An 11,954-nucleotide genomic window follows, 5' to 3' on the forward strand; every position below is an offset into this window, starting at 1 on the left:
TTTGTTTCTATGGATTTTTTTGTTACTTTTTTACAAAAAGAGGGAAGGTATAATTATGGTATCCTGACTGTACTTTTTCTATAGCGTTGTCGAATGGTAAAGTATTGTGACTTGTTTTGTATTTATAGGTCGAAAAGTCAGAATATTAGTTAAAATTAGTCTTCAAATCTGCTACGTTAGATAAGGAAGGTCAGGAAAGACTTCTCTACTATTTCATAAAGGAGCGAGAACAAAATGGAACTGGATCAACTAGAAATGAACCAGACGTTACAAGAAAGTCAGCCAGAAGGAAAGACAATTCCATATTTAACAGCATTGATTGGATGGAGTCTTCCCGCAATTGAGGCCTGTGACAAGTTGAATCGGCCTTTTGTAGTGGTTGGTCCTCCTGATTTTAAGGATTATGCCGAGAAGCATGACATCACTTTCGTAGGTTGGGAGTTTGATAGATTGAATGAAGGATCAGACAAACTCTATAAGCAACTTAAAGCTTTAGGCGCAGAGGTTGCTGTCCCCCTTTATGAAGAGTGTGTGGAATGGGCAGGAGCTCTGAATTCTCGCTTTAGAGAAGAGCCTAGATTATTTAACCGTTCTTTATTGTTAAGAGATAAAGGAATGATGAAACGAAAGGCACAGATGGCTGGTATTAAAGTAGGTGTTTTCGAAGAAGCAAGAGACAAGGAAGATGTAAAGCGCTTTCTTAAAAGGGTCAACGATGCTCTTTTGAAAGTGGATGGAGATAAATACGAGCCGATTCATTGTAAGCCTTTAGATAAGGCTGGTTCAGTAGGACATCGAGCCATCGATGATCCTGCAGATATTGATGCATTAACAGATACTGATTTTCCTTTATTAATGGAAAGTCATTTGGATGGGCAGGAATTCTCATGTGAGGTTTTTGTACATGATGGGAAAATTCAATTTCTTAATATAACAGAATACGTAAAACTTGGGTACTCAAACTTTGTTCCACCTTCTCCTTCTCTTGAAGAGAAGCGTCCCGTTATCCGGAAAGCGATTGAACAATTAATCGAAGCGTTCGAAGTGGAGAACGGCGTGATTCATCCTGAGTATTTCATTATGCCTGATGGCACACTTCACTTCGGAGAAGTAGCTGCTAGAGTACCAGGTGGCCATATTTTTGATCTAATTGAACGCGCTTACGGTTTTAGTGCTTATGAAGCTCAAATTCTATGTAGTGATCCAAATACGACTGAAGAAGAGTTAAGAAAATTCTTTCCTGGCGAAGATGAAGCTATGGGATATGCGGGTTGTTTAATGGTACATCCACATGTGAATTACATTGAGGAATTAAATATTCCTGAAGAGCTTGAGGAACATCAATTCTTTGAGAAGCATGATATGTTTACTCCTCCGCAGGGGAAAGTAGCTGAGCGGGTCGGTTTCGGTAATCATTATGGGACCATTTTCTTCTTCGGAGATGACAGTGCGGAGATGACGCGGTTACTTGTAGACTACGAAAAATATGATTTCTATCTGTAGATAATTATTTTTACCATAAAGGAGAATTTAGCATGCCATCTGAAGTAACAGAAGGAAAGATTGCAAGGTTTTCCAGATCACTCACTCGTCTTGAAGAAGCACCATCCTATGCGAAATCTCGCTATCAGACAGACGTTTTCCAGGAAGCGAATCGGCTTTTGGAAACCGATGAAGGTCTTGAGTTTCTATATCAATACGCTCAACGTTTTGATGAAGCGGGAGTATTCCAGGATGGTCCATGGGAAGATCCCTCAAAGCTCCAGCCGCCTCTTGTTGCAGGATCGCTTCAAGCAAAGGGTCTTCCTTACGTGATCGAAATGCTTAGCGATCTGCGTATGCTTGCGATTGCGGAAGGAAAGGGAAGTCATCCAAAGGTCTCACAAGAAATGGCGATGGACTTTTTAAATGAAGTTATGGCGTTAAATCTAGATATCCTTTTCCCAAATGCTTCAGAAGCTTCCCGAATCGAGGAGAAGGAGAATACGATTGAAACACAGAGGCTGTTTCAATTTATATCACAGTATCTCTCTTCAAGTGCTTTATCAGAAACACTGATCTATGAGATTGAACGTTTAACCGCTCAACGACCAATTACGGTTAAAAGAACAGTGTCCATGATTAAAATGGCTAAGGAAATGTTGAGGTCAGAAACCAGTGAAGAGCAGCGGTCTACTCTTGAAGGATACGTGGCTTCGATTGAAGGCCCTTCTGAATTAAGTCACACTTATCAGTTGCCGAATGAATACCGTAAACAACTGATGGGACTATCAACAGAAGAGCTTCGAAGAGAAAGTGAGTTACTCGGTCTTTCTATGAGAAAAACCGGTCTTTGTTCTCCACACCATAGTGTGCTTGCTCGCTTCTTAAGTCGAAAATCACCTCACCTTCTACCTGTATTACTTCAATTAACTGGGAAGGGGAAGGCGAATCTTGAAGAACATGGGGAGCTTATTTATCAGCTCATTAAAGTTGCGCTTTTTCCGTCTACTTGCCAATCCGTCTATGGATTAGCATTGTTATTAGAGAGAGGGGTGCTTTCGGCTTCTCCAGTTATGCCTGGATTAAGACGTATGATTGAGCTAGATATACGTCCAGAAGTTCGAAGCGCATTATTCAATACAGTTGGAGAAGGTGAAGGGTTAACGGCTAATAGCATTTTGCTTGCAGGTGTCATTAGCGTCCTTGGACAGCCGCTCGGTGTTGGTCAAGGACTTAATCCAACATGTCAAGCGGCAAGAGGAATAAGCCTATGGGCTCAGCATGCTCCTGGCTATCTACTTGAGATCATTCCAAGAGCTGCAAGAGATGGTGACATTGATATGGTGTTTGAAGGTGTTCAAATTCATTCGAAAGATCTTCAAGGTGGTCTCGCTCCTGATCTTCACCCAGAGCTTGACCCGGTGTCGCTTGTACTCGTTCCACATCTCGATCGAATATACAGTGAGATGATGAGCAGAGTAGCGCTAAGAGGAGAAGATGGACATCGCTGGGTCAACCCTGCTTTTTATGGAAATTGGGTTCAAAAAGGCTTTAGTACCGTTATCGAGCCGATTACTGGCAGCGTAACAGACTATCCTGGTTTCGTCAGATTGTTTTATGCGACGCATCATCCTGAATACAACGATGAATACGAATTAATTTATCCGAATCCAGTTGGGATCTTCATTACGAATGTTCATGGAAAAATGCTTGGGTTCCATGCTGTTTCCATCCAAAGAATCGCAAAGAGTCCTGATGGAGAGTATCGCGTTTATTTTTATAATCCTAATAATGATGGTTCCCAGAATTGGGGTCAGGGAATTGAATCCACTGTTATGGGAAAAGGGGAGCTTTCAGGAGAAAGCTCGCTACCATTTGAAGAATTTACATCGCGTTTATATGCGTTTCATTATAATCCTTATGAACAAGGAGATGCGTATGCGGTTGAAGCCGAGCACATCTCAATTGTGAAATCACTCGCAATAGATAGCTGGGGACACGAGTATACCTGGCTAAGTAAATAAGAGGTTATAAATCACGGTTTTTGGGGAAATATATAAGCAGAGGTGCCAGGGATATCATTTGTTTCCTGGCGCTTTTTTTGATTAACTTAACTTGTCATATTGAATTGACAGGCTTGATATAAGAAGGAGGAAATAGAGTGATTGAACACGTTGTTTTATTTAAATTCAGTGAAGAAACGACCATGGATCAGAAAGAAGAGGGCATGAGAAGATTAATTCAAGTTAAGGAGAAAATTCCTGGAATTATTGATATTCAAGCAGGAAATAACTTCACTGATCGTAGTCAGGGCTTCGAAAGTGCTCTAACGGTTCGGTTTGAATCAAAAGAATCGCTAGAAGCATATGGTCCACACCCGGCGCACCAAGAAGTAGTCGCATACTTGAAAGAGGTTGGAATGAGAGATGTCCTTGCACTAGATTTCGAATGTCTATAAATATGGAAAGGAGCTTTTACATATGAAAGGATTTGTTCATGGCAATGAAGCAGGTCATAAAGGGCTATCGCTTAAAGATCATATTGTCGAGTCGGAGCCTCGCAAAGGTGAAGTGAAGATTAAACTAAAGGCAGTGGGGTTAAATCACAGAGATCTATTTATACCAGATCGTCACGATCCGAAAGATCCAGACGTTATTCTTGGTTCAGACGGTGCTGGTGTTGTCGTTGCAGTTGGTGAAGGCGTTGATGAGATTCATGAAGGTGATGAAGTGATCATTAACCCCGGTCTTGGTTGGGAAAAGAATTCTCCTGTTCCTCCAGCTGGATTTCAAATTGTAGGCTTTCCAGGTGATGGTACATTTGCTGAAACGATCGTTGTTCCAGCTGAAAATGCTGTGAAAAAGCCAGAAAACCTTACCTTTGAAGAAGCATCTGTCATAGGTTTGGCCGGATTAACGGCGTATCGTTCATTATTTACAAGAGGGCAACTTCGAAGAGGACAAACTGTTTTTATTCCTGGAATTGGTGGAGGCGTAGCAACGTTCTTGCTTAAGTTTGCGAAAGCGGCTGGTGCGAGAGTGATTGTTAGTTCCAGAAGTGAATCTAAGCGAAAGTCCGCTCTTCGACTTGGTGCAGATCGAGCTCTTGCCGATGAAGAGGATTGGACTGAAGCAGCTGAGGGTGAAAACGTTGATTTGGTTATTGAAAGTGTCGGTGCAGCTACGTTCAATCGATCTCTCGGAGTACTGAAAAAGGGTGGAACCATTGTTATTTTCGGCTCTTCAACAGGGGATGCAATTGAATTTGACTTGCGCTCATTTTTTTACGGCCAATATAACTTGCTTGGCTCAACGATGGGAAGCGCTGAGGAATTTCTAGAGATGGTATCTTTCGTAAATGAACATTCTATCAGGCCAATTATGGATGAAGTCTATTCTTTTGACGATATTCAAAAGGCTTTTGCTCATTTGAGTGATAGTTCCCAATTTGGGAAAATTTCATTAAGTATGAGGTAGTGTTTTTTGAAATATTCATAGAAAAAAGGAAGCCGTTTGGCTTCCTTTTTTCTTAATAGTAATATGGCGGATAGCCGTAGGGATAATAGGGGCGATAGTAAGGAATGAGACTAAGAGCTGCAATTCCAGCTAAAGGAAAGAAAAAGCGCCCGAATCTGCGATAGCGATAGCGGCCATATTGTCTATCCGTATCTTGACCTTCGCTTTCTTCTACTTCTTGAGGGATCATCATACCCATGTGCTCATCATCTGAGTCCATAATAATTCCTTCATACTCCATCCCATCCTGCATTCTTACTTTAGCATGATAGGTGTTATACCTTTTGCATAACTGTTTCATATCACCCATAAGCTGTTTTTCTTCTCCAAACATTGCCCCTTGAACGGCGTTGTTTTGCATATTCGGCCCCTGCATGGCCCCTTGCACTGCCTGGTGAGGCATTTGATTACCCTGCATGGCTCCTTGAACTGCCTGATTCGGAGAATGTCCCTGCATCGCACCTTGAACGTTCTGATTCATTTGGTTCCCGTACATGTTCATAAGCGATTCCTCCTTTACACAACACAGGATATTCACCTAGATATGAATCAGTTACTAACACAAGTGCAATTTTGAGCCCAAATATCTCATTTATGTGTGCCCTTCTTGAAATTTCCATAAAGAAACTATACGATAAGTTCAAATGACCTTAAATGTAGAGGTGGAAGATGAGAGACTTTTATTTAACTAGAACTGAAATGGGAAATTTTCTTCAGACGATTCGCGCAGAGGAAAAGCCAGATGAAATTTTATTGAGAGCGATGAAAAGGTCCGGAAAAGGAAGAACAGAAATACCAGCTATTTTTGATAAGTTATTGAAAGTGACTGAAGGTGCTTTCGGCTTATCTATTAATGAAATTGTAACGCTTGGTAATCAGCTAGAGTATGCAAGTTTCCGATCCACTGCTGTTCAAAATTGGGTGAAAAGAGATATTAAAGAGTGGATTGGTCCACCACAATTAGGTAAGAAATACGCAATAGAACAAGCGGCAATTTTATTTATTGTAGAAGACTTGAAGAATACGCACGATTTCGAAAGCATCCGCCTTCTATTGAAATTTGCTTTTAATAACCCGGCGGATCGAAATGATGACTTAATCGATCCATTAACCTTTTATACTGCGTACTCGCAGCTTTTTGAAGTGATTCATACGAAAATAAAACCTTCAAAGGAAGAGTTTAAAAAGAAGTCAATTGAGTTGTCTAATGTTTTCCATGAAGTAACGGAAAATCAAAAAAAAGATATTGAGAAACTACTTATTTCTGCCGCACTCTCTGTTCAAGCTGCTTACTATCAAACGTTATCGAAGCAATACCTTGATGATGTTTGGAAATAAGAACTGATGAATGAGGAAGAAAGAACGAGCTGGAACCTCATAAAAGGCGCCAGCTCGTTTTGTTTTAATCGATTGTAAAATCAATGGATTGTTTGAACTGGCCTTCTCCATCTGTTGCTAGCCAAACTTCTAGTGTATAGGATCCTGGTGTAAGTTCATCTACAATAATGGAGTACTCGAGTGATTCAGCTTGTTTTAATGTAACGTTCTCTTCTTCTTTCAAAAAGCTTTTGGTAGCGGAATAGGTTTTAATTACTTCTCCTTGCTCATTCGAAAGTGTATAGTCATACTTTTGACTACTTGGAAAGTGGATAGATTGGACTCTCTCTGTTTGGTTTTGAATACGATATAAGAAAGTTGCCGCTCCGCTTTCCGTTGTTTCAAGCTGCAGAGTAGGTTCAAGAGATCCAGCTACTATGCCAGAAGAACCAGATACTTGCTCACTTGTATTGTTGTTTGTATTCATAGTTGCGTTCTCCTCTCCACATCCGGTCAAAGTAAGGAGTACCATTGTTCCTATCATCACATATTTAAGCATCCCATCACTCCTTTGTTTATTAGACGAGGTGACATCCTTGAAAGTTACAATTCAAAGGAATGAACTTAAAACCTTATTTCAATCTTCAAAGACAAAGTGGAGGATATACCGTTATAAATGCCATATAATAGAGTGAGATAAGTTCTACAGAAGGAGTTCGATAGAATGAAGCCATCGTTAGTAGATATTCAAGCTAGGATAAATGGCAGAAGTGCAGAAGTCCTTGGAAATGAGCGCTTTTATAAATTTGCCGTTCTCTTGCCTTTAATAGAACGGAATGGAGAGCTACATGTATTATTTGAAGTTCGAGCACGGTCGTTAAGAAGACAGCCGGGAGAGGTTTGTTTTCCGGGTGGTAAAGTAGATCAGCACGACAAAAACCCGAAAAATGCAGCAGTAAGAGAAACTTGTGAAGAGCTCGGTGTTTTAGAAAGAGAAGTTACTGTAATGGGAGAACTTGATTTCCTAGTTACATCATTCCAATCTATCGTATACCCGTTTGCGGGGATGATCCAATCAGACTCTGAATTATCACCTAATCCAGATGAAGTAGAGGAAGTGTTTACAGTTCCTTTATCTCATTTTAAGAATCACCCACCAGAGCGACATGATATACGTGTACATGTACAGCCAGATGAAGGATTCCCGTTTCATCTTATTCCGAATGGTGAAGAATATAATTGGTCATCCTCAAGTATGCCGGAGTTCTTTTACTATTATCGTGACTATGTCATCTGGGGGATGACGGCAAGAATACTGTATCATTTCATTCAATTGGTGAATGAAGAATAAGAGAAGAAGCGTTTTTCCATTAAAGGACTATTGTCAATTGAAGCAAATATAGGTAAACTAGAAAAGGTCGATTTATGTCGGTTTTTTCTAGTTTTTTTGTGATTTCCTTTTTCGGAATGTTGAAACTTTGATGAGTTTACTAGGTTATATATTTATTAGGTAACTTAACTTATTTACTATAGGTGATAAGTTTAAATTAAAAACGACAAAAACCTACAGATCGACGCGAAAGAATTTAGTTGGATTATAATAAGTGCAATACATAGAGAGAATGCCAAACATTTAATAGGGGGAAAAGCAATGTTAACGATTATTTTTGTTTTACTTGCCGCTTCACTTGGTTTCTTTATTTACTCGTATTTTGTTAAGGACTACGCTAAAGAAGTGAAAGGTCAGGTTGATGACGTTTATATCAACTTAATGAAAGAGTTGAAAACGGTTAAGAAACGTACTGAAATGCTAGAAAGCAAAACAAAATCTGTAAGTGGTGGTCCTAATGAGTAAGCAAGAAGCAAAAGGAATTGGGGCTGGTCTTTTATTCGCTGCGCTTTTGTTAACGGCCTATTACTTTTTGTTTTCTCCAGCAAAAGCAGAGGATGGCAATAAGTTAACAGAAGCTGCCGTTGAACAGCATTTAGAAGAAAAAGGCATGGTTATGGTTAAAAAGGAAGAGTATGATTCTTTGAAAGAAAAAGAAGTGACTCAGAATCAACAAGTGAGCGAAAATCAGGCTCCAAAAGAAAAGGCAGAGAAAGAAAAAGTCTCTGATCAACCTGAGAAAATCACCTTTACTATTAAGGAAGGAATGACTAGTCAGGAAGTTGCTCAAAGTCTAGAAGACAAGAAGCTAGTAAAGAAATCGGATGATTTTATTAAATCGCTTCGAGACATGGACAAAGAAATGGCAGTTCAGCCAGGTGAATATGAACTTCAAACGGATATGTCTTCTGCAGATATAGTGGAAGAGATTACTAGATAAACAAAACACCCGGCATAAATTGCCGGGTGTTTTGTTTATTTTCATTTCGAAATAGCGTTGGGAGAAGAAGGAATGGTTAGGGATTGATCGAGTGAATATCCACCGATTTGATCAAAGCCAGTGTTCTCAAAACGAATCGTCTGATAGTTATATTGAGAAGCGGTAAGCATTATGGCTTCGATTGTTTGCATCGCTTCCTCTTCTGATTGAAATTCACTTTCTTCCGTAAAGGTAATTGTTGCTTCAGCACCGTCTCCGTCGAATGAATAGATGTCTACGTTAGGAGGGATCGCTGGCATATAATAGGGCACGTTAGGATCGCCTTCTTTCATAAGCGAGAGAGCGACATCGAGTTCAGCACCTTCTTCACCTGAAAGGGATGGTCCTTTTACGAGAAAACGTAATTCAGAACTTGATTCATATAGGTAATATGGAGAAGGTTTTTGATTCACTGTCGTGTCAGCTGAACCGAAATTTCCGAGAGTGTAGCCTTCCTCTCCATTCGTTTGCCAATTGATTTGATCGGCACCGAGACTTTTCGCTAACTGTTGAACACTATCGTTTATCATAATTGATTCCGTCGATGAAAGGCTATCACCAGGCTCTTTAAAGCTAACTATGAGTGTTTTAATTCCATCAGTATCAATCAAATCTAGAGTTGTATCAACTAGTGGTGAGCGTTCAAGACCAAATTCCGAAACATCAAAAGTAGATAAAATTTCTTCTAAGTTTTCTTGTATGCTTTTGTTTTCATCTAAAGTAAATGAAAGCGGAATGAGAAGTAAGCTTTCAGGATCTGGGAAAGAAACGACAACGTTTGCTCCTTCAGACTGCTGAAATGCTGGAATGTAGCTGTCAAAAGTAGTCGGTTCTCTTGTGAGTGTTGGCGGCTCTTCCTTAACAGTATCACTCGTTTGATCTGATTTCTCATCTGTAGGTGCTAATGTTGTGCTTTCAGATTTTGAATCATCTCCTGAGGCTGAAGAGTTTGCTGTATCTGAATTGTTTGAGTCTGATTGTGTAATGGCCATATTAGAAGAGTTATCATTTTGATTGAAGAGACCAGGCGTAATTAGAACGGCCAGGAATAGGACCACAATAGCGGCAATACTAGGAATAATCCATGGCGTTTTCTTCTTTGTTCGATGTCTTTGTGATTGTTCATTCTTTTTTTTCTCGATGTTGTGATAGATCGATTCTTTGCTTCTATGATCTTTGACTTCAGGTAGTTGAGAAAGAAGGGATTTTGTTCGATCACTCATCATAAGACCCCCTTTAGTTGGTTTTTGGATGGATCATCTACTAGATCGCGGAGCGCTTTAATAGCCCGATGCTGAGTTGTTTTCACTTTACTAACACTCCAATTTAATATTTCGGCTGTTTCGTTTATCGACAGCTCTTGAATGTAGCGAAGAATTAGCACCTGTTGCTGATCAAGTGTGCATTCTCTTAAACATTTATAAATGGCTTGGACTTCTTCTTTTTGAAGTAGGATTTCTTCCGGAAGTGGAGATTCATCAGTTGGCTGCTGCTTGTTAAAATCGAACTTACTAAGCCACCTTGAGGTTCTTCGATTGTGTGTACGTAAATAATCAATGGCTATATTTCTCGCAATGGCAAACAACCATGTCTTCTCATTGCTGCGTTCTTCATACTTGTCATAAGAACGTAGCACGTTAATATAAACCTCTTGCACTAACTCTTCCGCAATTGCTCTATTTTTTACCATATAGAATAAAAATTGAAATAAGTTCGTGTGGTAGCGATCATATAAACGTTCAAATGTCTTATCCATTCTTCAGCCCTCCTTCTTCTATTTATTAAAACGATATATCTACTTAAAAGGTTACAGCAAGATTACAAAAAGAAATAGAACAATCTATTTTGAGGTTGTAGGAATGAATCAAAATAACGATATATGGATGACAAAGCAAAGTGTTTTAGTATTTAGCTTTTCTTCGATAGAATGTTATTTAATGACAGCTTGAGAGGAGTTATTGGATGCAGTTATTTTCGAAGCAGCAAAACTTATCCTTTTTTTATGGATGGTATATTGTGATGGCAGCAGCCATTGGCGTCTTTTTTTCAGGACCAGGTCAAACTTACGCCGTATCTGTGTTCATTGACTATTACATTCAAGATTTTGGCTGGGGGCGATCGCTTGTATCAGGCATTTATTCTTCTGCTACGCTGGCGGCTGGACTATTGTTATTTGTTGTAGGGAGATTAGTAGATAAACATGGACAGCGGCGAATGATGCTCATAATGGGGGCTTTGCTAGCAGTCGCATGTTTTTGGAATAGCTTTGTTATTGGACCTGTCATGCTATTTATTGGTTTTTTTATGCTTCGTTTATTCGGACAAGGTTCAATGACGTTAATTCCGAATACACTTGTGCCTCAGTGGTTTGTAGTAAAGCGTGGGCGAGCACTTAGCTTTATGGCTATTGGTGGTTTTTTAAGCTCAGCTTCTTTTCCTTCACTTAATACATGGCTAATTACAACGTTTGGATGGGAAAGTGCCTGGAGAATACTTGGACTCGCACTCATTGTTATTTTTCTACCTGTTGTGTTTTTTATTGTTAAAAATAAACCTGAAGACATCGGACTTCTTCCTGATAATGCTATTTCGAAGAAAAGACTTGCACAACGTCGAGAAGAGAAAATGGAAGAAGAGGAGCAAGAAGAGGGCTTCGAAACGAATTGGACTGTGAAAGAAGCGATGAGAACGAGAGCATTTTGGTTTATTCTTTTTTGCGTTAGTATTCCTGCACTTGTCAATACCGGTTTAACTTTTCACTTATTTTCTATTCTAGGTGAGCAAGGTGTACCAGGAAGTACAGCTGCCATCATATTGAGTATCATGGCGATTGTTGGCTTCCCTGTCACAATGGCTTCTGGATTTATTCTCGAGCGCGTGAACGTTCATATTGTTCTTGGTTTATCGTTTATTGGCCAAATGGTATTTATCTTATTGTTAACTCAGGTGCATACTTATTTACTTGCTATTGTGTTTGCCGTTCTTTGGGGAATGATTGGAGGTATTGAACGGATTACATTAAACATTATATGGCCGAATTATTTTGGTAGGGAACATCTAGGGAGTATTAAAGGAATTGCGACAACGACGATGGTCATAGGCTCTGCTTTTGGACCACTTCCATTTGGTATTGCTTTTGACGTTTTTGGAGGGTATACAGAAATATTATTGATTATACTTATCTTTCCAATTCTCGGTACAATTGTTGCATTTATGTCTCCACCGCCTAGTAAACAAGTATAAAGAAACGCTTCTTCAGGTATTATCTGAA

General features: G+C 39.6%; 13 protein-coding genes. 9 read left to right on the plus strand and 4 right to left on the minus strand.

What is annotated here, in order from left to right:
• Nucleotides 1-234: 234 nt before the first annotated feature.
• The 4 genes from AC0VYH_RS03535 to AC0VYH_RS03550 all read left to right on the plus strand — a co-directional run bounded on the left by AC0VYH_RS03535 (nt 235) and on the right by AC0VYH_RS03550 (nt 4,958).
• Nucleotides 235-1,503: an ATP-grasp domain-containing protein gene (locus AC0VYH_RS03535; RefSeq protein ID WP_475366553.1), complete on the plus strand. Its 1,269-nt coding sequence runs from the start codon at nt 235-237 to the stop codon at nt 1,501-1,503.
• 32 nt (nt 1,504-1,535) lie between these two features.
• The gene (locus AC0VYH_RS03540; RefSeq protein ID WP_430246802.1) at nt 1,536-3,506 is read left to right on the plus strand and encodes a hypothetical protein; all 1,971 of its coding nucleotides are present in this window, start codon (nt 1,536-1,538) and stop codon (nt 3,504-3,506) included.
• Between the two features lie 137 nt (nt 3,507-3,643).
• Nucleotides 3,644-3,940, plus strand: coding sequence for a Dabb family protein (locus AC0VYH_RS03545; RefSeq protein ID WP_475373297.1), 297 nt, complete (start codon nt 3,644-3,646; stop codon nt 3,938-3,940).
• 22 nt (nt 3,941-3,962) lie between these two features.
• Nucleotides 3,963-4,958: a zinc-binding dehydrogenase gene (locus AC0VYH_RS03550; protein WP_475373298.1), complete on the plus strand. Its 996-nt coding sequence runs from the start codon at nt 3,963-3,965 to the stop codon at nt 4,956-4,958.
• A 52-nt stretch (nt 4,959-5,010) separates the two neighbouring features.
• Here the strand turns inward: AC0VYH_RS03550 and AC0VYH_RS03555 are convergent, their stop codons facing one another.
• Nucleotides 5,011-5,499: a hypothetical protein gene (locus tag AC0VYH_RS03555; protein WP_475373299.1), complete on the minus strand. Its 489-nt coding sequence runs from the start codon at nt 5,497-5,499 to the stop codon at nt 5,011-5,013.
• Nucleotides 5,500-5,666: 167 nt separating this feature from the next.
• Between AC0VYH_RS03555 and AC0VYH_RS03560 the strand changes: the two genes are divergently transcribed.
• On the plus strand, nt 5,667-6,335 hold the full coding sequence (locus AC0VYH_RS03560; protein WP_430246798.1) for a DUF1836 domain-containing protein: 669 nt from the start codon (nt 5,667-5,669) through the stop codon (nt 6,333-6,335).
• A 64-nt stretch (nt 6,336-6,399) separates the two neighbouring features.
• Here AC0VYH_RS03560 and AC0VYH_RS03565 read toward each other — a convergent pair whose 3' ends face one another.
• Complete coding sequence (locus AC0VYH_RS03565; RefSeq protein ID WP_430246796.1) at nt 6,400-6,801, minus strand: BsuPI-related putative proteinase inhibitor; 402 nt, start codon at nt 6,799-6,801, stop codon at nt 6,400-6,402.
• A gap of 237 nt (nt 6,802-7,038) precedes the next feature.
• Here AC0VYH_RS03565 and AC0VYH_RS03570 point away from each other — a divergent pair, with 237 nt between their 5' ends.
• From AC0VYH_RS03570 to AC0VYH_RS03580, 3 genes are all read left to right on the plus strand, one after another.
• Nucleotides 7,039-7,665 carry an NUDIX hydrolase gene (locus tag AC0VYH_RS03570; protein ID WP_430246794.1) on the plus strand — a complete coding sequence of 209 codons (627 nt, stop codon included), beginning with the start codon at nt 7,039-7,041 and terminating at the stop codon, nt 7,663-7,665.
• 300 nt (nt 7,666-7,965) lie between these two features.
• Nucleotides 7,966-8,169 carry a hypothetical protein gene (locus tag AC0VYH_RS03575; RefSeq protein ID WP_194220200.1) on the plus strand — a complete coding sequence of 68 codons (204 nt, stop codon included), beginning with the start codon at nt 7,966-7,968 and terminating at the stop codon, nt 8,167-8,169.
• Nucleotides 8,162-8,644, plus strand: a complete 483-nt coding sequence (locus tag AC0VYH_RS03580; protein ID WP_430246792.1) for an endolytic transglycosylase MltG — start codon at nt 8,162-8,164, stop codon at nt 8,642-8,644. Before AC0VYH_RS03575 ends, AC0VYH_RS03580 begins: the two co-directional genes overlap by 8 nt.
• Before the next feature lie 41 nt (nt 8,645-8,685).
• On the opposite strand, the gene AC0VYH_RS03585 is transcribed toward AC0VYH_RS03580, so the two are convergent.
• Together AC0VYH_RS03585 and AC0VYH_RS03590 are read right to left on the minus strand one after the other, a co-directional pair.
• On the minus strand, nt 8,686-9,906 hold the full coding sequence (locus AC0VYH_RS03585; protein ID WP_475373300.1) for a hypothetical protein: 1,221 nt from the start codon (nt 9,904-9,906) through the stop codon (nt 8,686-8,688).
• A complete protein-coding gene (locus AC0VYH_RS03590) occupies nt 9,906-10,439 on the minus strand; it encodes an RNA polymerase sigma factor SigX (RefSeq protein WP_194220197.1) in 534 nt (177 codons plus the stop codon). The genes AC0VYH_RS03585 and AC0VYH_RS03590 overlap by 1 nt, the downstream gene beginning before the upstream one ends.
• Before the next feature lie 206 nt (nt 10,440-10,645).
• Here AC0VYH_RS03590 and AC0VYH_RS03595 point away from each other — a divergent pair, with 206 nt between their 5' ends.
• Entirely contained in the window at nt 10,646-11,926 is a 1,281-nt protein-coding gene (locus AC0VYH_RS03595) for an MFS transporter (RefSeq protein ID WP_475373301.1), read from the plus strand.
• Nucleotides 11,927-11,954: the final 28 nt, after the last annotated feature.

The organism is Anaerobacillus sp. QJM3NY_32 (assembly GCF_056173645.1).